14 protein-coding genes, 2 tRNA genes and 1 rRNA gene are annotated in these 22,780 nt (G+C 41.0%); 5 read left to right on the forward strand and 12 right to left on the reverse strand.

Annotated features, from left to right (window positions below):
- Positions 1-95 precede the first annotated feature (95 nt).
- The 5 genes from AB669_RS12030 to AB669_RS12050 form a co-directional block, all read right to left on the reverse strand.
- Positions 96-1,615, reverse strand: a 16S ribosomal RNA gene (locus AB669_RS12030).
- A 1,024-nt stretch (positions 1,616-2,639) separates the two neighbouring features.
- Positions 2,640-2,713 (reverse strand) — tRNA-Asp (locus tag AB669_RS12035).
- A 193-nt stretch (positions 2,714-2,906) separates the two neighbouring features.
- Positions 2,907-2,980 (reverse strand) — tRNA-Asp (locus tag AB669_RS12040).
- Between the two features lie 102 nt (positions 2,981-3,082).
- Positions 3,083-4,156: a peptide chain release factor 1 gene (gene prfA, locus AB669_RS12045; protein WP_047799583.1), complete on the reverse strand. Its 1,074-nt coding sequence runs from the start codon at positions 4,154-4,156 to the stop codon at positions 3,083-3,085.
- A gap of 134 nt (positions 4,157-4,290) precedes the next feature.
- Positions 4,291-5,037: a UDP-2,3-diacylglucosamine diphosphatase gene (locus tag AB669_RS12050; protein ID WP_047799584.1), complete on the reverse strand. Its 747-nt coding sequence runs from the start codon at positions 5,035-5,037 to the stop codon at positions 4,291-4,293.
- A gap of 150 nt (positions 5,038-5,187) precedes the next feature.
- On the opposite strand from AB669_RS12050, the gene AB669_RS12055 reads away from it, so the two are divergent.
- From AB669_RS12055 to AB669_RS12065, 3 genes are all read left to right on the forward strand, one after another.
- A complete protein-coding gene (locus AB669_RS12055; RefSeq protein ID WP_047799585.1) occupies positions 5,188-7,314 on the forward strand; it encodes a prolyl oligopeptidase family protein in 2,127 nt (708 codons plus the stop codon).
- 234 nt (positions 7,315-7,548) lie between these two features.
- Complete coding sequence (locus AB669_RS12060) at positions 7,549-8,559, forward strand: NAD(P)/FAD-dependent oxidoreductase (protein ID WP_047799586.1); 1,011 nt, start codon at positions 7,549-7,551, stop codon at positions 8,557-8,559.
- 112 nt (positions 8,560-8,671) lie between these two features.
- Positions 8,672-8,998, forward strand: coding sequence for a 2Fe-2S iron-sulfur cluster-binding protein (locus AB669_RS12065; protein WP_047799587.1), 327 nt, complete (start codon positions 8,672-8,674; stop codon positions 8,996-8,998).
- A gap of 64 nt (positions 8,999-9,062) precedes the next feature.
- On the opposite strand, the gene AB669_RS12070 is transcribed toward AB669_RS12065, so the two are convergent.
- The 4 genes from AB669_RS12070 to AB669_RS12085 form a co-directional block, all read right to left on the reverse strand.
- Positions 9,063-11,669 (reverse strand): glycoside hydrolase family 2 TIM barrel-domain containing protein, encoded by a 2,607-nt coding sequence (locus tag AB669_RS12070; protein WP_047800334.1) that lies wholly within the window; start codon positions 11,667-11,669, stop codon positions 9,063-9,065.
- 230 nt (positions 11,670-11,899) lie between these two features.
- Positions 11,900-13,228 carry an alpha-L-fucosidase gene (locus AB669_RS12075; RefSeq protein WP_047799588.1) on the reverse strand — a complete coding sequence of 443 codons (1,329 nt, stop codon included), beginning with the start codon at positions 13,226-13,228 and terminating at the stop codon, positions 11,900-11,902.
- A 14-nt stretch (positions 13,229-13,242) separates the two neighbouring features.
- Positions 13,243-14,934 carry a S41 family peptidase gene (locus tag AB669_RS12080; RefSeq protein WP_047799589.1) on the reverse strand — a complete coding sequence of 564 codons (1,692 nt, stop codon included), beginning with the start codon at positions 14,932-14,934 and terminating at the stop codon, positions 13,243-13,245.
- 161 nt (positions 14,935-15,095) lie between these two features.
- Positions 15,096-15,311 (reverse strand): hypothetical protein, encoded by a 216-nt coding sequence (locus AB669_RS12085; RefSeq protein ID WP_047799590.1) that lies wholly within the window; start codon positions 15,309-15,311, stop codon positions 15,096-15,098.
- A gap of 171 nt (positions 15,312-15,482) precedes the next feature.
- On the opposite strand from AB669_RS12085, the gene AB669_RS12090 reads away from it, so the two are divergent.
- Entirely contained in the window at positions 15,483-16,085 is a 603-nt protein-coding gene (locus tag AB669_RS12090; RefSeq protein WP_047799591.1) for a porin family protein, read from the forward strand.
- Positions 16,086-16,137: 52 nt separating this feature from the next.
- On the opposite strand, the gene AB669_RS12095 is transcribed toward AB669_RS12090, so the two are convergent.
- Genes AB669_RS12095 through AB669_RS12105 form a run of 3 tightly spaced genes read right to left on the reverse strand, consistent with a single transcriptional unit; the run spans position 16,138 to position 21,665 of the window.
- Positions 16,138-16,935 (reverse strand): DUF4397 domain-containing protein, encoded by a 798-nt coding sequence (locus AB669_RS12095; protein ID WP_047799592.1) that lies wholly within the window; start codon positions 16,933-16,935, stop codon positions 16,138-16,140.
- Positions 16,936-16,958: 23 nt separating this feature from the next.
- Positions 16,959-18,569, reverse strand: a complete 1,611-nt coding sequence (locus AB669_RS12100) for a SusD/RagB family nutrient-binding outer membrane lipoprotein (RefSeq protein ID WP_047799593.1) — start codon at positions 18,567-18,569, stop codon at positions 16,959-16,961.
- A gap of 12 nt (positions 18,570-18,581) precedes the next feature.
- Positions 18,582-21,665 (reverse strand): SusC/RagA family TonB-linked outer membrane protein, encoded by a 3,084-nt coding sequence (locus tag AB669_RS12105; RefSeq protein WP_047799594.1) that lies wholly within the window; start codon positions 21,663-21,665, stop codon positions 18,582-18,584.
- A 253-nt stretch (positions 21,666-21,918) separates the two neighbouring features.
- On the opposite strand from AB669_RS12105, the gene AB669_RS12110 reads away from it, so the two are divergent.
- A complete protein-coding gene (locus tag AB669_RS12110; RefSeq protein ID WP_047799595.1) occupies positions 21,919-22,665 on the forward strand; it encodes a DeoR/GlpR family DNA-binding transcription regulator in 747 nt (248 codons plus the stop codon).
- The last annotated feature ends 115 nt before the right edge of the window (positions 22,666-22,780 follow it).

Raw genomic sequence — 22,780 nt, forward strand, 5'->3', positions numbered from 1 at the left:
ACTGATTGGACAACCGTCATTTCTTCTGGGTGTTTCTTTTGTTTCTCTTTTTTTGAAATATCATGTTGCGAAGCGAGCAGGTGATCCTACTCCAGAAAGGAGGTATTCCAGCCGCACCTTCCGGTACGGCTACCTTGTTACGACTTAGCCCCAGTTATCGGTTTTACCCTAGGACGCTCCTTACGGTTACATACTTTAGGTACCCCCAACTTCCATGGCTTGACGGGCGGTGTGTACAAGGCCCGGGAACGTATTCACCGCGTCATTGCTGATACGCGATTACTAGCGAATCCAACTTCATGGGGTCGAGTTGCAGACCCCAATCCGAACTGTGAATGGCTTTGTGAGATTCGCATCATATTGCTATGTAGCTGCCCTCTGTACCATCCATTGTAGCACGTGTGTAGCCCCGGACGTAAGGGCCATGATGACTTGACGTCGTCCCCTCCTTCCTCTCTGTTTGCACAGGCAGTCTGTTTAGAGTCCCCATCATTACATGCTGGCAACTAAACATAGGGGTTGCGCTCGTTGCGGGACTTAACCCAACACCTCACGGCACGAGCTGACGACAGCCATGCAGCACCTAGTTTCGTGTGATTGCTCACTGATCTATCTCTAAATCATTCACTAACTTTCAAGCCCGGGTAAGGTTCCTCGCGTATCATCGAATTAAACCACATGCTCCTCCGCTTGTGCGGGCCCCCGTCAATTCCTTTGAGTTTCACCCTTGCGGGCGTACTCCCCAGGTGGAACACTTAACGCTTTCGCTTAGCCGCTGACTGTGTATCGCCAACAGCGAGTGTTCATCGTTTAGGGCGTGGACTACCAGGGTATCTAATCCTGTTTGATCCCCACGCTTTCGTGCCTCAGCGTCAATAAGACCATAGTAAGCTGCCTTCGCAATCGGTGTTCTGAGACATATCTATGCATTTCACCGCTACTTGTCTCATTCCGCCTACCTCTAGTCCATTCAAGCCCATCAGTATCAAGGGCACTGCGATAGTTGAGCTACCGTCTTTCACCCCTGACTTAACAGGCCGCCTACGCACCCTTTAAACCCAATAAATCCGGATAACGCTTGGATCCTCCGTATTACCGCGGCTGCTGGCACGGAGTTAGCCGATCCTTATTCTTCCGGTACATTCAGCTTCCTACACGTAGAAAGGTTTATTCCCGGATAAAAGCAGTTTACAACCCATAGGGCAGTCTTCCTGCACGCGGCATGGCTGGTTCAGAGTTGCCTCCATTGACCAATATTCCTTACTGCTGCCTCCCGTAGGAGTCTGGTCCGTGTCTCAGTACCAGTGTGGGGGGCCATCCTCTCAGATCCCCTAGTCATCGTCGCCTTGGTGGGCCATTACCCCGCCAACTAGCTAATGACACGCATGCCCATCTTCATCCCATAAATGTTTGATCATTAGATAATGCTATCCTGTGATTTTATGCGGTATTAATCCGGATTTCTCCGGGCTATCCCCCAGATAAAGGTAGGTTGCATACGCGTTACGCACCCGTGCGCCGGTCTCAAGAAAGCAAGCTCTCTCTACCCCTCGACTTGCATGTATTAGGCCTGCCGCTAGCGTTCATCCTGAGCCAGGATCAAACTCTCCATTGTAAAATGTTGTTTTGATTCTGACCAGTTTTAACTATTGTTAAAAATAGTCTTCTTTTGTTTTGTCTGTTAGACATCACCTTTAAAATAAAGCTCCTTAATCATGTACTTCGATCAGTACTCCATTAAACCCGCTTTCGCTACATTGACATCTCTTTTAAGAACTTATCGGCTCATAACCTCACGGTCGCCTCTTTATATATCTTCAGTCTTCAGTTCGCTTAAGTCGTATTCGTCTTAGCGTGTTTTTCGTCTGTTTCAATCTTTTTTTATTTGCTCATCCGCGACATCCGCCGCTCAGCTTTTTTTCCTTCCTTTCGGTTGGGAGTGCAAAGGTAGAAAACTTTTTTTAACTTCCAAATAAAATAATTTTTTATTTTTCTGTTAACGTTTTCTTCTCTTTTCAATCTGGCCTTTCAGCCATCCCCATCTTCCTCCGAAGCGGAGTGCAAAGGTAGGAAAAATAACCACCACCCAAAATATATTTTAGCTTTAAACTTCTTCTTTCTCCTAAAACACTGTTTTTCAAGCAGAAAAATTTAACCGCCATTAAAACATTTATCGCTTTAGGTTGTTTGCAGGCCCCGGCAGGAAAAGACCACTATATATAAGCTTCACTTTCCTGTGTCCTTTTGTGTCTTTGTGGGATAATCATTTAAGCGCGCTATTCCCTGGTTCACCGACACCAGGCCTTAGGATACAAAAGGCACACCCACCGTCACTAGCAATAAAACCCCATAATCCAACTCACAAAACCCCGTTTCCAGCATTCCGCTAGGATAAAAGCACCCAAAATCGGCCTTCAACCCAATAAGATCGCACTTTTATAGGCTCCTGATCCTAGCATGTTCCTTTCTTGTTCCTACCTTGTTCCTTTGTGGTACCTATCTGTTAAGTGCCATGGTACTGCGAAACACGAACCAAACACCTATTGCAAATACATGAAACTAATCGAAAAATCTAAAGTAGAATTGAAATGGCATCGAAACAAAAAAGCCTCAACTTTTTCAAGTTAAGGCTTTTGTTGCGGAATGGACGGGACTCGAACCCGCGACCTCCTGCGTGACAGGCAGGCATTCTAACCAGCTGAACTACCACTCCTTTTGTTCCTCTTTAAAGTCAGAACCTCTTCCTCTTTCGAGGTTGCAAATATATAGACTATATTCAGTTTATCACTATAGCAGGCAATATTTTCAGCCATAAATCTGTAACTTCCTGAATCTCATTCAAATATTTTAATTCAGACAGTTATAAAAACAAAAAAGCCTCAACTTTTTCAAGTTAAGGCTTTTTGCGGAATGGACGGGACTCGAACCCGCGACCTCCTGCGTGACAGGCAGGCATTCTAACCAGCTGAACTACCACTCCTTTTGTTCTCCTTTAAAGTTAGAACCTCTTTCTCTTTCGAGGATGCAAATATAGAGACTATATCTTAATTCGCAAACTTTTTTTTAAAAAAATCACAAGGCGCTAATTACCAGCGCCTTCCTGCATTTTCTCTGCATTCTCAGCAAACTGTAATGCATCGATGATCTCCTGAATCTCCCCATCCATGATGGTAGGAAGATTATAAAGTGTCAATCCGATACGGTGCTCGGTCACACGTCCCTGGGGATAATTATAGGTTCTGATCTTCGCAGAACGGTCACCCGTAGAAACCATCGTTTTACGTTTAGCCGCTATATCACCATTTTTCTTTTGCAATTCAATATCATAAAGCTTGCTACGCAACATCTCCATCGCAATAATACGGTTACCCAATTGCGATCGCTCACGCTGGCAAACCACTACAATTCCAGATGGCTTATGCGTGAGCTGTACTTTCGTCTCCACTTTATTCACGTTCTGTCCACCAGCACCACCCGAACGGGATGTCTGTAATTCAATGTCAGCAGGATTAATGAATAAATCGATTTCTTCTGCTTCAGGTAAAACGGCAACGGAAGCAGCAGAAGTATGTACACGACCCTGGGTTTCCGTATCAGGTACGCGCTGTACACGGTGCACACCACTTTCATACTTTAGCTGACCATAAACATCTTCCCCACTCACTTTCAAAATCACCTCCTTGTAACCGCCAGCCGTACCTTCAGTTACGTCCACCGTTTCGACATTCCAGCCCTTGGTTTCAAAATAACGAGTGTACATCCGGTATAAATCCCCTGCAAATAGTGCAGCCTCATCTCCACCTGTACCACCACGAATCTCAAAAACCGCATTTTTAGCATCTTCCGGATCTTTAGGAATCAACATCAGCCGGATACGACTCTCCATCTCATCCTGCTGAGCCAACATCAGATCCAGTTCTTCTTTTGCCATCTCCCGCATTTCAGCATCCTTTTCAGTCGCTAAAATCTCTTTATTGGCATCAATATTACTCATCACATTTTTGTAGACTTTATATTCATCTACAATTTTGCCTAAATCCTTGTATTCTTTATTTAAAGCTGCGAAACGTTTCATATCCTGAATCACGTCCGGATTACTCAACGATTCCTCTACATCTTCCCAACGTAGTTTTATAGCTTCTAATTTATCTAACATAGTATATTCTAATTGAAATCCTTAAAATTTGAGTATCCCCGAAATCTTAAGAAATGCAAAAATAAGGAAAAAAGCTGAATTAGTTTGAACGCACAAAGAACCTATGCCGAAAACATTAAACCCTGAATGAACTATTATGATGATTTGTAGTATTCAAGTTTTAAGTCAATACCATCAAAAACGGCATACGAACTGTAAGTTAACCACTCTCCTATGTTAACATACCTGCTACCATTTCCCAGGGCAAGATCTAAAGGCAGGTGCCTGTGCCCAAATATGAAATAATCGAAATGCTGTTTCTGCAATTGTTCTTTTGCATAAATGGCCAGCCACTCGCGATCAACACCCGAAAAAACTTCTTGCACCGTTTGAGCAGCCCTGCTTCCCTGACTCCAGGCATTGGCAATTCCAATACCTAAATTAGGATGCAACCGCGCGAAAAGCCATTGGCAAAGCTTACTTCTAAATATTTTTCTCAGGAATTTATATTTGGCATCACCCGGACCCAAACCATCTCCATGATGCAGATAGAATTTTTTATTGCCACGGTCAATCACCAGCTCATCACTAATGATCTCCATTCCAATTTCCTGAGTAAAATAATCCCGAACCCACATGTCGTGATTGCCTTTAAAGAAATAAATCTTGATTCCGGAATCGGCCATAGCGGCCAGCTTCCCCTGCAATCGGATAAAACCTTTGGGAATCACCTTGGCATACTCAAACCAAAAATCGAAAATATCGCCCATTAAGAATAGCTCACTACAATTTGGCTCGATAAATTCAAGCCAGCTTACAATACGCGCTTCACGGGCACGGCTTTCCTCATAATTTGGAGTGCCTAAATGAAAATCAGATGCAAAATAAATGTTCTTGGCCATGCGCAGCTTCAAAGGTAAATGAAAAAGTTGGGAGTCTGAAGTCGCACCATCCAATTGCAATATAAAACAAATTCCCCAAATGAACATTGAGGTACATAGCATAACCAACCCAATGGAAAAACATATATTAGTAAATAAATTTTCCTTTCTATGAAAAAACAAATTCTATTAAGCTTATTTGCATTCACGCTGTTTGCCTGTAATGAAAGCAAAAAGCCCGCAGAAAATATCACAAGAATGAAATATCCTGAAACGAAAAAAGATAGTACCACCGACAATTATTTCGGAACAACCGTTGCCGACCCCTACCGGTGGTTGGAAAATGACACTTCCGCAGAAACAAAAGCATGGGTAGAGGCTGAAAATAAGGTTACCCAAAACTACCTGTCTCAAATTCCCTATCGTGATGACATAAAGAGAAGGCTGACAGAGATATGGAACTACCCTAAAGAGTCAGCACCATTTAAAGTTGGGGATTACTATTTCTTTACCAAAAACAACGGACTCCAAAATCAAAGTATCTGGTTTATAAAAAAAGGACTGGATGGAATGGAGCAGGTTTTTCTTGACCCCAATACCTTAACTGCCGACGGAACTGCAGCAGTTTCTCTATTGGGCTTCTCTCATGATAAAAATTACGTAGCCTATTCTGTTGCACAGGCCGGTTCAGACTGGAGCAATATATATGTAATGGAGGTGGCATCAAAAATGAAACTCGGCGATGAACTAAAATGGACAAAATTCTCTGGTGCAGCCTGGAAAGGCGATGGCTTTTATTATAGCAAATTCGATGAACCGGTTAAAGGTACTGATCTTTCAGCAGCCAATAAGTTTCAAAAGGTATATTACCACAAACTCGGCGATCAGCAAAAAGACGATCAATTGATTTTTGAGGACAAAACCAATCCTAACTTATATTTTGGAGCCAGTGTTACCGAAGATGAACGTTTTTTGATCGTATACGCCAGTGCAGGAACATCAGGAAATGCACTATACTATCAGGATCTGAGTGCCGCAGGAAGCAAACTTGCCATATTGGTTAAGGGCTACGAAAATAACCATAGTATTATAGATAATGTGGACGATAAATTATTACTGAACACTGATCTTGATGCCGAAAATAAACAGGTTGTTTTAATCGATCCCAAAAACCCGGATCCCAAAAACTGGCAAAAGATTATTCCAGAATCTAAGCTTGCGCTCGAAGGTATCGGTACCGGAGGTGGTTTTTTATGGGCGTCGTACCTGAAAGATGCCAGTACAAATATTGTTCAGTTTGATTTATCGGGCAAAAAAATCAGGGATGTGAATTTACCTGATATTGGTACTGTTGGTGGATTTGGTGGTTACAAGGAGGACAAAGAGTTCTTTTATACCTTCACCAACTTTACCACACCCGGAACAATTTACCGTTATGAAATCAGTAAAGCTGAATCTGAGCTGTATAAAAAGTCAGAGCTGAAATTTAACACTGAAAATTACGAAACCAAACAGGTATTCTATACATCTAAAGACGGAACGAAAGTGCCGATGTTTATTGTTCATAAAAAAGGAATCAAACTTGACGGGAACAATCCTCTTTACTTATATGCTTATGGAGGATTTCAGATCAGCCTCACTCCCGCCTTTAGCTTATCAAGAATGTTGTTTATGGAAAAAGGTGGAATTTACGTGCAACCAAGCCTGCGTGGAGGAAGTGAATATGGCGAAGCCTGGCACAAAGGTGGAATGCTGAGCAAAAAGCAAAACGTATTCGACGATTTCATCGCTGCCGCAGAATACCTCATTAAGGAGAAATATACCACTGCAGATAAAATTGCCATTTCGGGAGGTTCAAACGGAGGCTTGCTGGTGGGTGCCTGCATGACCCAACGTCCCGACCTGTTTAAAGTAGCCTTGCCTGCCGTAGGCGTTTTAGATATGCTTCGCTACCACAAGTTTACAGTCGGCTGGGGATGGGCAGTGGAATATGGCACAAGTGATAAGAAGGAAGAGTTTGATTATCTGATCAGGTACTCTCCGCTACACAACATAAAATCAGGCATAAATTATCCTGCAACATTGATTACCACAGCAGATCACGACGACCGTGTAGTGCCTGCACACTCTTTTAAGTTCGCAGCTACATTACAGGAAAAATACAAAGGAAACAACCCAATGTTGATCCGGATTGAAACCAAAGCTGGCCATGGGGCAGGTAAACCAACAACAAAAATGATTGAAGAAGCCAGCGATGTATGGAGCTTTGTATTTCAGAATTTAGGGATGTCCTGGTAAGCAATCACGTGAAGTAATGCGTTCACATAGAATGCAAACTCCGCCATTATCTACCAAACCCATAGACCAATTATAATTCGCTCTGAACGTTAAAAAAACATTAAGTTTTGCTTTAATTCAGGTTAAAGCATATAAAATATTGAATAGAAAAACATTACAGAATTATCTAGAATATTTCTAAATAGAAAACATTGTAATGGTTTATTTAGTAACTTTGCGTCAAATTTTTTTAGAATGATCTCTACAGATATAGCCGTAATAGGCGCCGGTCCGGTTGGTTTATTTGCCATTTTTGAAGCCGGTTTATTGAAAATGCGTTGTCACCTGATTGATTATCTACCTCAGGTAGGTGGACAACTTTCTGAAATTTACCCTAAAAAACCAATCTACGATATCCCAGGTTATCCATCGGTTTTGGCTCAGGAATTAATTGACAACCTGATGGAGCAGGCTAAACCCTTTCATCCGACCTTTACATTAGGTGAGCGGATCGAAGGTTTAGAAAAACGTGGTGAAGCCGATTTTGTGCTGACGACTAACATGGGCACTGTTATAGAGGCTAAAGTGGTTGTAATTGCAGGTGGATTAGGCTGTTTTGAGCCACGTAAACCAGCAGTTGAAAACCTGGAGAATTTTGAAAACGGCAAGGGTGTTAACTACATGATCCTTGATCCTGAGAAATACCGTGGCGAGAAAATGGTAATTGCGGGCGGTGGAGACTCTGCATTAGACTGGACGATTTATCTTGCTGAAGTTTGCTCTGAACTTACCCTGGTACATAGAAGTGAAAGCTTCCGTGGTGCACCAGATTCGGTAGCTAAAGTAATGGCTCTGGCAGAAAGCGGAAAAATCAACCTGGTTTTAAACAGCAATTTACAGGCTGTACACGGAACTGATAAACTTGAAAAAGTGGAGATTGTGCAGAACCGTACCATGGAAAAAACGGTTGTAGATGCTGATCACTTAATTCCATTGTTTGGTTTAAGTCCAAAGTTAGGCCCAATTGAAGACTGGAATCTAAACATCAGTAAAAGTGCAATCGAGGTTAATGTAGATGATTATTCTACCAACATACCGGGAATTTATGCCATTGGTGATATTAATACCTATACAAATAAGTTGAAATTGATTCTTTGCGGTTTCCATGAAGCAGCATTAATGAGTCATAGTGCTTATTCCTATATGAATCCTGGTGTTAAGTATACCATGAAATATACAACTGTAAACGGAGTTTCAGAATTTTAAGCTTTGCGCTAATATTATTTTAATAAAAACTATTATGAATCTGTTGTTTTTTTTAATTGTATTCATGAATGCTTCGCAGTTTTAGTTATTTTTGCGCCTATAAGCGAGCAAAATGGAGAACAACATTACAATATACATGCAGGAGCCGGATGGCTCAGTTACAGAACACGAAGCACCAACTGATATGGGCTTAAGTCTGATGGAATTTTTAAAGGCATCAGAATACGATATCTTAGCCACTTGTGGCGGAATGGCCCTATGTGCAACCTGCTGTGTAGATGTTTTGGAAGGCGAAGAAAAGTTAAACGAAATGACGGATGATGAATACGCCATGCTCGATACTTTACCAGACCTGTTACCTAATTCACGTTTAGCTTGCCAGTTGCAGTTAAATAATAATATGGATGGCTTGAAAGTAAAATTACATGGGGTAAGTTAACCAGGAAAATATGATAAATGAAAAAGGCGATACTGCAAACAGTATCGCCTTTTTTTGCCTTCAGCTATTGAATGGCTATTTTTTGTCGCTCAACATTCCAGCCGTAATATTCGATTGATAAATTACTTCCGCCGGAAGGATATTCGATGGTAATCGTTTTGCTTTCCCCAGGAAGAACGCTCACATAATTATCATCGTAAAATGCCGGCAATATCCGTTTGCCCGTGCCGCTTTCAATCAAAGCAACACGGTTAAAAAAGGCCACCGGGTTACCTGATGGATTACTCAGCGTTACACTAACCTGATTACTTTTCTGCTTAGCAGCAGTAACCTTTAATGCCGCTTGTTTTATATTTTTCAAGCCTGAATACTCACCGTCCTTACCCGCAAGCCAGTAAATATTATCACTGATAACCTGCTGCTTAATATTTAAAAGTTTCAATGAAACAAAAATACCTTCTTTTTTATCAAGCTTTTTCAGAAAGTCGGTTAATGGAAAATACCTGCGTACGGAAGAGGGCCCAATTGAATTAAATGCCTGCGAATAAAAATAATCTTTACCGTCCATATCATAAACCTTTGCCTGAACCATGAGGTTAGTCAGGTCGGTTAGTCCGTTATTCACCACAGTTACCATGCTGTCTAATGGGTTCATCATGATGTGTAATGGCTCACTGCCTTTACGTAGACCATACAAACAGGCATTGGGGTCCAGGTAATAGTCGTACATCTGTCCACGTAATGCAGTCCACGGATTTTGTGTTTTCCAGATAATGGAGCCAGTATACCAATCCCACATCTTATTTGAAAAACCTTCCATAAGCGCACGATACTGATCGTAATTGACCAGCTGAGCTTTCATTGCAAAATCCCTGGCATCTTTAGCCTTACCATAAGGATTAATGTATTGATCATAACCAATATATTTATGGTAGTCCCATACCGAATCCAGCTTACTTCCGAACTGTGGCGCTACCATATTTTCCTTTGGCATAAAACGTTCAAGCGATTCGTAATCACCAACGCCTACAGAACCAACCTCTGAGTTATACGGAAATGTCTTTACCCCCCAGAAATGTTTTGGATCTTGTATACCATATGGACCATCACCATTTCCACCCAGTGCATTGAACGACATTTCATCGCTGTTTGAAAAGTCAAAAAATTTGCGCGTACCATCAAGGCGTGGTAAAATGTCATTCTTTATCGGATTTAAAATATCGTCAGGTGGGGTAATCTCGTTACCACCACACCAAAAGGCAAGAGAAGCATGATTTCTAACCATTTTTACCTGATCTTCTATCGCAGTTAATACCAATGGATGGTTATCGGGATAATTCCGCCTGGTCCACTGATCTTCTTTTTTCATTGGATCTACCCAACGGCCATTACAGTCGCCGCTAAACCAAAAATCCTGAAAAACCAATAAGCCATATTTATCACAGGCATTATAAAACTCCGGGCGCTCCAGAATAGCACCGCCCCAGATTCTGATCAGGTTCAGGTTCATATCCTTATGATACCTGATTTCAGCATCATAACGCGCATCAGTAAACCGCAGCATCGCATCCGAAATAATCCAGTTACCACCCTTAATAAAAATTTTCTGCCCATTCACATAGGTACCCATACTTTGAGTATGCTCATTCCAGATATTATCAATCTGTCTGATCCCTACATTCAGATTTTCCTGGTCCAACACTTGTTCTGCACTGATAAACTTAATGTTCATCGGATACAAATCCTGTTTACCATAACCACTGGGCCACCATAACTTCGGATTTTCCAAAGCCAGATCTGCAAAGGCAACCTCAGTATTCTTGTTTGCAGCAACAGAGATAGTTTTGCTTATCGTTTTACCTGCAATCTGATATTGTAAAATACCGGAAACTGGTTTCCCGGTTGGGTTTTCAACTTCTACAGAAACTTTAATGATGGCAGACTTCTGTTGTGAATCTGGCAAACGTTTTCCGGGAACAAGCGTCACCACGTGTGGATTCTGGATGTTAATACCTTTGGTTTTTTCTATAGTTACTTTATCCCATATACCGGTATTCCGATCGCGGATGGGCTGAATCCAATCCCATCCCGCAGTATATTGGGTGGTTAGATTTTTGGCAATGGTACCATCTCCACCTTGTCCGCCGTTCGGGTCACCCGGAAAATCAGGCGGGTAAACAATAACAGCCAAACGGTTTTTACCTGTAGCATTTAAAAGCCTGGTAATGTTATATTTTGCCCTGATGTGCATGCCCACATGCGTTTGCGGATTTACCTTTTTACCATTCAGATAAAACTCAGCTTTGTAGTTAATCCCGCGGAATTCCAGATAAACCTGTTCATTGCCAATGGCTTTTTCATTGAAATCCTTGACAAACCAATAAGTATAATAGTCGTTTCCCGTATGATAAACGTCAGGAATCTTTAAGTTGTTCATCCCGTAAAACGGATCAGGAACTTTTTGATTATTAAGTAATGTAGTCAACACTGTGCCCGGTACCGTAGCCGGAAGCCAGTTAGATAACCGGTAGGCCACATCCGAAAGCTGAATGCCATTTACTTTTACATCCTTGATATTACTGCAAAACCAGTCTTTATTAAGTTCATAACGTTGTTGCGCTCCAGCTACAAGACTAAAGCAGATTAACCCCAGCAATAAAATTTTTCTCATGTTCATTGATTTGTTTAGTTTACTAATTCCCATCGGTTAAATGGGTCAGGCCAGTCGTCACGCAATCAATCCGGGGGTATTGTCTACGATTTGTATCAACCTGTATCTGTCATTAATCATCGACATCATTTCCGACGCCAATAAATTACTAAAGTAAAACGTTTTATGATTTTTCCCGCCAAATAATAAAATATTTTCGCCTTTCGAGCTATATTTAACAAAAATACGACCTAAATCACCTCTAATACTACCACGTTATCGATAGCAGGATCACTATAGATATTAGAAATCTCATACTTGCCTTTTTTGAAATTAACTTTAACAGGCATTCCGCCCTGCAGGCGGTAAGCTTTTTTGATTTTCTTAAAACCTGTGGGCGCAAAGCTTACAGAAATATAGTCAGAGTTAAGAAAGTGCAGATATATTTTATTGCCTCTTTGGGTCATACTCCAGGCTTTTTCAGGTTTCAAAAACCCGGCTTTCGTACCATAAATACTTTCACCGTTAATTTTTAGCCACTCCCCTACCTCATTTAGCCTGCCCTGAAACTCAGGCTGAATTTTACCGTTTGGCATCGGACCGATATTTAATAACAGATTAGATCCCAGGCTTGCAGCTTTCACCAGCATGTGCACGAGTTGCTTTGACGATTTGTAGCCTGTATCACTTAAATTATATCCCCACGAATTGGATATCGTTTCGCAGGTTTCTAATGGAAGTTGCTCAGATGGTTTCTGAAAACTTAACCCCGACTTATTCTCTCCGGGCAAATCACGCTCAAACATTTGAAAATCCTCGCCGGCGAAGGGAGTAAGGTGGTGGTTATTACCGATCATACACTGGGGTTGCAGTTTATGTATTAAACCATAGATTTCATTATACTTCCAGTCAATCCTCGATGTTCTGTCTGATGAACCTTCCGGCGCAGTCTGATCCCAGTGCCCATCAAACCAGATTCCACCAATCTCACCATAGTTGGTCAGTAACTCTGTTAACTGGTTTTTCATAAACTGAAGATAACTGGCATAATCTCCCTTCCCTTTTCTCGCAGAGTATTGACCCGTACGGCCGGTTTCATGTGGATAATCCTCCCGACGCCAGTCAAGCAATGAGTAATATAAGTAAAGTTTAATCCCTTGCTTATGACATTCATCTGCCATCATTTTCACCACATCCATTTTGTATGGCGTATTCATAATATTGAAATCCGAATATTTCGTATCCCACATACTGAAACCATCGTGGTGGCGTGTGATGAGTGTAATATATTTCATGCCCGCATTCTTAGCTAGGCTTACCCATTGGGCTGCATTAAATTCTACCGGATTAAAAAAGTCTTTCAGGTTACTGTAATTCGCCACAGTAAGTTTCCTGTCGTTCATCACCCATTCGCCACTGCCCGGAATGCTGAACGGGCCCCAGTGAATAAATAAACCGAAGCGGGCATCACTGAACCATTCCCTTTGTTTCAGGTTTGTAGCAGATGGACTGTAATCCTGGGCATGAAGCTGTATAAACCAGAACAATAAAAATATCGCAAAAGAAAGTCTTCTCATCATGGCATCCGGTTAATCTAATCAATAGAAGCAGTAGCCTTTGATGGCTTTCCAATCACCTTGTAATTTCCATCACCCTTTAAAATCGCGAGCATCTGTGGCTGATTGGTGAACAGGTTCTTAGCCGCAGCCAATTCCTTGTCGTACTGAAAGCTTTGCTCAATGCGGCCTTTTTCATAAAAATAACGACTCACAATCTGCGTTTCCAGTACGCGCTTGATTTCAGCCTTATGCGTTACCAGGTCGGTCTTTTTAGCAGAAGTTAATCTGGCCTTCAAATCATCCAGATCATTCTTTACCTCTACCGACTTATTTTCCTTCTCTGCCTCTGTACGGAGTTCGGCAAGTAACCTTTCCGTACGACTTTGATAACTAAGATCTTTATCTGCTAAACCATTTGTGAAGGCACTGTAATCGGCATCAGTTAGTTGAAAAGATTTAGCAGAAGCTACATTCTGATTCGCTTTCCGGTATTGATTGGCGTAATTGAAAAACTGATTTTTGTTAATCATCGCAATCGTGATCGGGCTCAATTTATCTGCACTCACTACCACATCAGGGTATACGCCGTTACCACTATAAACATTTCGCCCGGATTTTGTATTGTACATTACCATTACCGAATCTGCAAACCGTCCTGCTATGCCATTTACATCTTTATGTGCATAGTCGAGTTTTTGAATACATCTGCCAGAAGGCGTGTAATATTTGGCTACGGTCACCTTTACCAGACTGTTATACGGCAGATTGAAAGTTTGCTGCACTAGCCCCTTTCCGTAACTCCGCTGACCAACAATGATCCCACGGTCCAGATCCTGCAACGAGCCTGCTACAATTTCCGATGCCGACGCAGAATTGCCATTTACCAGCACAACAAGTGGCAAATCAGCCGCAATAGGTGCAGATAGTGTTTTGTATGCAATAGTTTTTTCTGCATTTTTTCCTTTTTGTGTTACAATCAGCTGATCCTTCCCCACGAAAAGGTTAACAATTTTAACCGCTTCCTGCAAAATACCGCCTCCGTTATTTCTCAAATCCAATACTATACCTTTTGGATTTTCTTTTTGTATAGCAACAAGGGCATCCTTTACCTCCTGTCCGGAGTTTTCTAAAAACTTATCTAGTTTAATATACCCTATCCCATCCCCAACCATCCCTGAATAGGAAACATTAGGCTGCTTAATTTCATCACGTACTAATTTTTTACTGAGTTCCTTGCCCTCACGGATGATAACCAGATCCACAGGGGTACCTTTCGGGCCACGCAACAGCTGGCTTATCTCCTGCCGCTCTTTACCCTTTACTGCAATGCCATTGATGCTTACCACCTGATCGCCAGATTTTATGTCGCCTTTGTTCGCTGGATACCCCTCACTAATGTCGTTCACAAACAATTTCCCATCGATGAATACAGTGCTGGCCCCGATTCCCCCATATTGCGTACTTACATATTTTAATTTGTAGTCCTCTATCTCCGATTCAGGTACATACTCCGTGTAAGGATCAAGGCTGTCTAACATGGCGTCGATGCCCGTTTTCATCAGTTGGGGCGCATTGGTATCATCAACATAATTGATGTTGATCTCCTTATACAGGGAGGCAAAAATATCCAGGTTCTTAGATACCAGAAACAAATCTTCTTTAAAAGAATAAGATAGAACCGCACCACTGAATGCTGCTGCAAAAAGAACATATTTTAATTTTTTCATTCCCTTTAGATTGTAGATCCGATGAAACAGCTCAGCGCATAGCCGGGATTGCTCGGTTATAAACAAAGTAAATGTACAAAAACCTCAAAGGATTAAAAACAGTAAAATAGGAAAGTGGGTAAATTAAGCGTTACCCATAGGGGTGGCCCGAAGGTTAGTAACTACAATCTGTTACCCTTTGTATCGGCTAACGCTTTTTGAATGGTAAACTCAATATAAGTGCGGTCGCGTTTAACCAAACGCATCAAATCTGTCACCAACTGATCTTCATTACCCGGTGTAAAATCCAAAGGCTCATTTGCAAGGTCGCGGTATTTACGTAAGAACTTTGTTTTTACCTTAAATGCAGTTTCTGAAGTAAGTTGAAAATTAGCCATAGCACTTTTTATTTGCTGCAAAAGTAATAAAAAATATTTGTTAAGGATTGTGCTTTTAATCGCGCGGATGATAAATTATGCGCAGAAAGAGTTTCTGCACGATAATTGTGTTAAATCGCCGTTATAAAACCTAAACACATATTAAAGCCTTTTGAACTAAAAAAATCAATTATGAAAAAGATCATTTTATCTGTTGTTTTCCTAACAGTAAGTTGGGCAGCAGCTCAGGCACAAAGTTTTAACCTCGGTGTTAAAGCAGGTGTAAATCTTGCCAAAATAAATGCTGATTTTGCCAGCGAAGAAAACAGATTGGGTTACCAGATTGGTGCCTGGGCACGCATTGGTGGCTCCAGCTTTTATGTACAGCCCGAAGCTTACATTGGCAGTAAAGGAAATAAATTTGTTAGTGTGACTACAAATAACGGTACCGAGGTATCGGCAGAAGGTAAGGTTAAATTTACCACATTAGATGTGCCGGTTTTACTGGGAACTAAATTCGGTGCGAAAAACTTAAACTTCCGCTTAATGGCCGGCCCTGTAATTTCATTTGTATTGGATGAAAATTCCAGCTTTAGCTCGGCCTATCAGCAGGCTACAGATTTTGATAACTACAAAAACCAGGCGTTGGGCTTACAGGCAGGTGCCGGTGTAGATGTAGGTGCAATTTCTGTCGACTTACGTTACGAAGCTGGTTTATCTAATATTAGCAAAAGCGAAAAGTATAGCCAGAAACCGAACTTGTTTCAGTTGAGTTTAGGGTTTAAGATATTGTAAAATAGAATGAAAAGAGCACGTAATGTGCTCTTTTCATCTCTTAAGAGCAACACTATCTTATTAAAAAAAACGAAACATAAGGTCGACGTGGTGCAGTACTGATACCACTATAACCACTCGCAAATATTGTATAAACACGCTGATTTAAAAATGTACTTGCACTGGTATAATTTGCAAGAACTGTTGCGGTAGTTATCGCCGCGCCAGCAGGTCTTATTTTCCAGGTTTTAGACTGAGCTGCCCTAAGTTTAATCTCATTTGTAATATTCAGATAACTTACATTTCCCGCTATCAAAGAATCAAGGGAGTTATCCGTTGCGCTTGTTCCATAATATAAGTCAACAGCTGGCACATTGGGCATTAAATTGATAAACCGGTATTTACAATATGCAGTATCTGGCCTGGCAAAGTTTTCCTCAGTTAAAACTGTTTTTGTATTACTTGTGGTATCAGTAATATGTGCCACGTAGTTTTTCCCTCCAACAATTTGCAATGTTGTAGAGTATAAAACCAGTGAATCTGTTCCATCATCTTTCTTTTTAGGAAGGATAATAGACAACTTTAAATTCCCCGGTGTTACTGCAAGAAAGTCCGCGGTCGAACTTCCCCCCGTATTATAGCCTCCGCCTGGAAATGGTGTCCGCGCCGTTATTACACTACTCACCCTTTTATCATTAATTTTGATAGCAACTGCACGGTTATTGTAATAATAGGATACATAATTAACTTTCAAAAGCGCTTCATCTCCCGTTAATTTAACGGTATCCCCATAATCTAAAACATTCTTAGTACAGCCGGCTAATGCAAGGGCTATAAAGAAGCTCCAAAATAAATTCAAAAATATCTTCATTGTAATAAATTTAAAGTGAAAAATTAAGGCTGACTAAACCATGTTTCCTTTGTCATATAATCTACGTCTAAACCACCCCATTTCCTAAGCTCGTCTGAATTCCATACATATTCTGAATTATAACGAGGCCTGAAACGATAAGCATACTTACCTCCCAAAAGCAAATCTGCTGTTGGAATCTGGTAAAATTGCCGAAAGGTAGTTGCATTGTAATGGTGTTTCCGAAGATCACACCACTGCTCCATTCCACCCCATCCCCACTGCGCTATATATTTCTGTCCCATAATATCAGCCAGGGTTAACGTTGAAGCATTTTGAGCAACTTCAGCAGAGGCCATATATGTGTTTATTTCTGCATCAGTAATCGCTGCATCCGGAGTTTTTGACGCCCTGCCATAAGTATTATAAAAGGCCATATGTCCCCTGATACCTGCTACGTAAGCTGTATAAGCTTCTGCCGTTTTCCCCTGTAAAAATAGTGCCTCAGCTTTAGCAAACTGCAACTGAGAATAAGTCATTAATGGATAGCGTGCAGCATCAGCAAATATATATTTGCCATTATAGGTAATCGCACCAGTAGGAATTGAACCAAATACTATTGGCAAACCTGAAGTGCTGCTTCCTTGAGTTGGTGTGCCCGCAATATACCTGCCCAATGTGGCGGTTGCCGTACTCGCCGGAAGCATTCTGCTTAAACGGGGGTCTGTTGAAGTTGTTGGGTTCGTTGTAGCAGTACCCTTCATTCCTCCAGCTAAATAGTTCAGAATTGTAGTAGAAATCCGGCCGTAGTAAGTTGAAGTAGTGCCTGAAGTATTAATATACCCTAAAGTTGGGCCAAATGGATTGGTATCGTCTGTACTTGAGGCTGAAAAATATACAGTAGCTGATTCCGATTCATTTGCGAATGATAAATTGGTATACTTCGTTACGCTATCAGCATATTGTGTTCTAAACTCAGGCTTATTAACCAGGTGACTGTATTGCAATGCGTAAACAGCATATACAAATTTACGCCATTTCGCCATATCACCCTTATAAATACCATCTCCTGTAGTTCCGGCTAGTTGAGAAGCATAGCTAACAGGACTTGTCATATTCGAGTACTTAATTGCCTGTTGGCCATAATATCTTACTTTAGCATAAACTTCAGGCTGATCATGATAAGGGAATTTCAGCAATCCTGGCGTAAATGCCTCATCTAAAATAATCGGGCCATACATATCTGTTGTCATTTGATAGGCCCAAGCTTTTATGGCATACCCTATAGCGGCGTATTCGTATTTCTGATTTGCGACAGCATCGTTAATCAGATTTTCCAAATTCAGACCCAAATCGACATATGTCATCCTCCAGATTACTCCGCCATTATCACTTGCAGCAGTGTAACTGTGTTTCTCCCAAACTAAAGATGCATCATCGGTAGATGCTCCTATCAAATTTTGTGTAACCTTCCAAATAAAACGATAATCCTGCGAGGTACCGTTGGTCATCTGAAAAAGAATTGGCGGAAGCAGTAGCTCCGCTTTACTTGTTTGCGGAACAGCGGGATTGGTATTAATGTCCAGGTATTTTTTGCAACCTGCCAGCAAAAGTATTGCTGTCAAAACGAATGATAATTTATATATTATTCTCATGATTTTTTTCTACTATAATTTGACCCTAAATCCTAAGTTGAAACCTATGGGTTTGCCAATATTTCCATAATCTATCCCAAATCCCCCAATTCCACCTACACCTGGAGAATTTGAGTTACTTTCTGGATCACCACCAGAATAATTCGTAATTAGAATTGAATCAGTTAATGTAAAAAAGGCACCAAATCCCTGAATAAACTTGATACGTTTAATTAATTCCGGTGAAAAATCGTAAGCAAGCGTCACATCTCTTAAACGCAAAGTCTTGATATTTTTTTCCACGAACATTTCTGGCGAAACGTTTGTAGAATAGTAGTTTGATGCATAATAAGGTGTTACTGAAATCGTATTCGGAGTTGGATTTGCTGTATTTTGCAAACCATCGCTTAATACTCCGGTTATAACACGTGGCACCTCTCTATCCAAGGTTTTCAAACTTATACCCTTCACATAAGCCTCATACTCTGTACCATTCACAACATCTCCACCGTATCTTAAGTCCCAAAGGAAAGATAAACTCCAGCTTTTATAGTTGAATTTATTTACAAAGCCTAGATTATATTTTGGATTTCTATCTCCTATTGGATAGTACTGGGTGTCAGTCACAGATGGAAGTCCTGATGATGGATTAATCAATATATCACCATTATTATTTCTGGCAAATTTCGTCCCGCTAATAGCTCCTGTACTATAGCCTGGATGAACGGCACTCCTGACGCTTCCGATAACCTGCGTATCCGACTCATATAATTCCGGCAGATCATTTGAAAGTGATAATACAACCCCTCGGTTTAAAGTGTAATTGAATGTCATGTCCCAATTGAAATCTTTACTCCGTATGGGATTTGCCTTCAATTGAATCTCAACGCCTCTATTTCTCACAGTACCACCATTCATCATTTCCAAAACAAAGCCCGTTCCATAGCTTAAACGTGGGTTGATGATTTGGTCTTTACTTAATAAGTTATAATAATTAAAATCTAAGCCTATTCTATTTTTTAAAAACTGTAATTCAGTTCCGATCTCAAAGTTTTTAGACGTCTCAGGCTTTAAGTTGGGATTACCACCATAATATGAATAAGCGTAACCGCCACCGGTAAATCTTTTTGCTTCATAATTAGTTCCGGTTGAGTACTCTCTCCATGGCTCTTTACCTGTTAATGCATAAGAAGCTCTGAATTTTCCGTAATTCAACCATGGTAAGGTTGATTTCACCCCCTCCAAATCCGTGAAGTTAAAGGCTAAACTCGCTGATGGATAAGCAAAGTAAGGATTATTTGGCATCAACCTCGATGCTCCATCAACCCTACCTGATAAGGTTAAATAGAGCAGACTTTTATATCCCATAACCGCCTGGGCAAAAGCACCTACATTGCGATAGCGATTGACATAGGTTAATGTTCGCTGTGTAGTTGGCAATGTATTGTTGATACTGTAGAAGTTCGGGTCGTACATATTGGTTCCCCGCTGCGAATCTGTAGTAGAGTTATAGTCATTAAATGTAGCGCCGATAATGTAAGTATTACTAAAATCACCAAATTTATGCCTTGCACTGGCCGTTAGTGATCCGTTAAACACCTTCGCTAGCTGATTGTAAGTCATCACTGTACCTCCGGTAGGCGTTGCGGCAGATCCTGAGCCACGATATGACTGGGCATGATAAACAGATAAACCATTTGTTGATGCAATATCGGCACCAATAATACCATTAACTTTCAGCCATTTTGTAGGCGTCAACTCTAGATTGGTATTCGCAATTAGTCGGTTGACCTTATCCTGGTTGACATTCTTAATTACATCCCATAATGGATTATCAAATTCAGCATAAATACTAGCCAGATGCAAAATCCTATTTCCATTAACGTCCTGATAATTCTGAACATCATATGCAGAACTAAATCTCATTAATTGTAATAAAGTACCATTTGTTCCTTTGTTAGCTTTATCGTTTTTTGAATTGATATAATTAAATGAACTGGTTAATTTTAAAATTGGCGAGATTGTCCCTACTCCAGTTACCCGCGAAGAAATCCTGGTATAGCGCGTCGTGGGAATTGTTCCCTTTGAGTCACTATACTCGTTCGACCACCGATATGAAAATTTATCCGAGCCCCCTTCGAACGACAAGTTGTGCTTTTGTGTAAACCCCGTTTCAAAAAAGTTATGGATATTATCGTATAAAGGCGTATTAGGTAAAAATGCAGGTCCAAAAAAGTTGGAGCTACTTCCACTGTATATACCATTCGATGCACCGGAATTATATTTTGTTTGAATCTCTGGGAATTTATTAAGCTCTTCTACTCTGAAAGAATTACTGTAATTAATACTTCCACGGCCATTTTTACCTTTTTTAGTAGTAATCAAAATGGCACCACTAGCCCCTGCATTACCATATAAGGCAGTGGCCTCCGGACCTTTCATGATCACATAGCTTTCGATGTCATTTGGATTGATGTCCATCCCCCGGTTGGAATAATCCTGATCTCTGTTTGCAGCCCCTGACACTAACTCCCGCGTCTGGTTTAGCGTACTGTTGTTGATTGGCACACCGTCAACAACAATCAAAGCATTGTTATCTCCACTGATTGATACAAAACCTCTGAGAACAATTTGTGCAGATGAGCCCGGATTTCCATTCGTACTGTTAATCGATAAGCCCGGTACCCGCCCTTGCAAACCGCCAAAAAAATCATTCCGCTGCGTTTGTGCCACATCATCTCCTAAAACCTTTGGTGTAGAGTAACCCAAAGATTTTGCATCCCTGTCTATGCCATAGGCCGTAACCACAACCTCATCCAGATTACTGGCATCCGAAGTTAATGCAACATTTACAACCGCATTTCCTCCAACCGGCCGCTCTGTCGTTTTATAACCCACATAAGTGAAAACCAGCACGTCTGTTTTCAATGCTTTAATTGAGTAGTTTCCTTCCCCGTTTGTCTGGGAAACAACTGTTGTGCCCTTTACCCGGACAGACACACCGGGCACCGGCCCGTCGGGCGAGGTAATTTTACCTGTTACCGTAATCTGTTGCGCTATGGCGTGCGCCAGCAACAAAAACGTACCAAGAATAGTTAGTAGTAGTTTTTTTTTCATAAACTTCCTAGTTTAGTATAATGAATTAGTTAGTTGATTGTTGTTAGTTGTTTGTTGTTAGTTGTTTGCCTTCAATAAAACACGCATAATCACGCACTTTACTTATCATTTAGCTAATATCACAATTGTTTTTTGAATTAAAAACAATTTAACAAACTATTTAACAAGGCCTAACAAAATTAAATTGCAGAAACACGCACAAACACGCAAATATTTGAAAACTATTTTTAAATTCGTTTAAACCAAACCGTCTATGCTCAAAAAAGAACGCCACGACTTTATTATGCGACAGATCAATTTGCATAACCGCGTGCTTACCTCCGATCTTGTCCAGCTATTAAATGTATCAGAAGATACCATCAGAAGAGATTTACAAGAACTGGTCGACGATGGACTGCTATTTAAAGTTCACGGTGGAGCCCTTTCAAAATCATACCATAGCTCATTCGACGACAGCACCGTGTATGCACGTGAAAGCAAAATTACAATCGCCAAAAAAGCCATCACCCTCATCAAAGATGGAATGGTTGTTCTCATTGGCGGTGGTACAACAATTCTCGAATTCGTAAAACAGCTTCCACAGAACATCTCCGCAACCTTCTTTACAATCAGCCCCCTGGTCGCAGTTGAACTCGCAAAATATAATAACGTTGAAGTGATCCTGATTGGTGGCCTCTTCTCAAAAAACTCACAAATCACCTACGGAGGACACGTAATCAGCCAGTTATCCGAAATCAAAGCCGATCTTTGCCTCATGGGAACCAGTGCAATTCACCCAACCGAAGGCCTAACCGATACCGATTGGGAGATCAATCAGCTGAAAAAAGCCATGATTGCCTGTTCGAAAAAAACTGCTGTTCTTTGCATTTCCGAAAAGCTCGACATCACCCTCAGATTGAAAGTATGTTCAATAGAAAACATCAGCTATCTGGTTACTGAGCTCGAAAAAACAAATCAATCCTTAGCCGGTTACCATGCCCGCGAACTGAATATTCTCTAAATAACACTTAATCCATAGCTTAGGCTAGCATAAAGGCAGTATCAACTCAGGTTCCATGGGGTTAAAAACTCATACGAAGCACTATAACTCCACCTTTTAGTGTAAAAAGGTAGTC

It is taken from the genome of Pedobacter sp. BMA (genome assembly GCF_001027745.1).
In the GTDB taxonomy this organism is placed as follows: domain Bacteria; phylum Bacteroidota; class Bacteroidia; order Sphingobacteriales; family Sphingobacteriaceae; genus Pedobacter.

Bases quoted from the DNA above. Each gene is read 5' to 3' on its own strand.
- prfA (WP_047799583.1), bottom strand. From the start codon at position 4,156: ATGTTAGATAAATTAGAAGCTATAAAACTACGTTGGGAAGATGTAGAG.
- AB669_RS12050 (WP_047799584.1), bottom strand. From the start codon at position 5,037: ATGGCCAAGAACATTTATTTTGCATCTGATTTTCATTTAGGCACTCCA.
- AB669_RS12055 (WP_047799585.1), top strand. From the start codon at position 5,188: ATGAAAAAACAAATTCTATTAAGCTTATTTGCATTCACGCTGTTTGCC.
- AB669_RS12060 (WP_047799586.1), top strand. From the start codon at position 7,549: ATGATCTCTACAGATATAGCCGTAATAGGCGCCGGTCCGGTTGGTTTA.
- AB669_RS12065 (WP_047799587.1), top strand. From the start codon at position 8,672: ATGGAGAACAACATTACAATATACATGCAGGAGCCGGATGGCTCAGTT.
- AB669_RS12070 (WP_047800334.1), bottom strand. From the start codon at position 11,669: ATGAGAAAAATTTTATTGCTGGGGTTAATCTGCTTTAGTCTTGTAGCT.
- AB669_RS12075 (WP_047799588.1), bottom strand. From the start codon at position 13,228: ATGATGAGAAGACTTTCTTTTGCGATATTTTTATTGTTCTGGTTTATA.
- AB669_RS12080 (WP_047799589.1), bottom strand. From the start codon at position 14,934: ATGAAAAAATTAAAATATGTTCTTTTTGCAGCAGCATTCAGTGGTGCG.
- AB669_RS12085 (WP_047799590.1), bottom strand. From the start codon at position 15,311: ATGGCTAATTTTCAACTTACTTCAGAAACTGCATTTAAGGTAAAAACA.
- AB669_RS12090 (WP_047799591.1), top strand. From the start codon at position 15,483: ATGAAAAAGATCATTTTATCTGTTGTTTTCCTAACAGTAAGTTGGGCA.
- AB669_RS12095 (WP_047799592.1), bottom strand. From the start codon at position 16,935: ATGAAGATATTTTTGAATTTATTTTGGAGCTTCTTTATAGCCCTTGCA.
- AB669_RS12100 (WP_047799593.1), bottom strand. From the start codon at position 18,569: ATGAGAATAATATATAAATTATCATTCGTTTTGACAGCAATACTTTTG.
- AB669_RS12105 (WP_047799594.1), bottom strand. From the start codon at position 21,665: ATGAAAAAAAAACTACTACTAACTATTCTTGGTACGTTTTTGTTGCTG.
- AB669_RS12110 (WP_047799595.1), top strand. From the start codon at position 21,919: ATGCTCAAAAAAGAACGCCACGACTTTATTATGCGACAGATCAATTTG.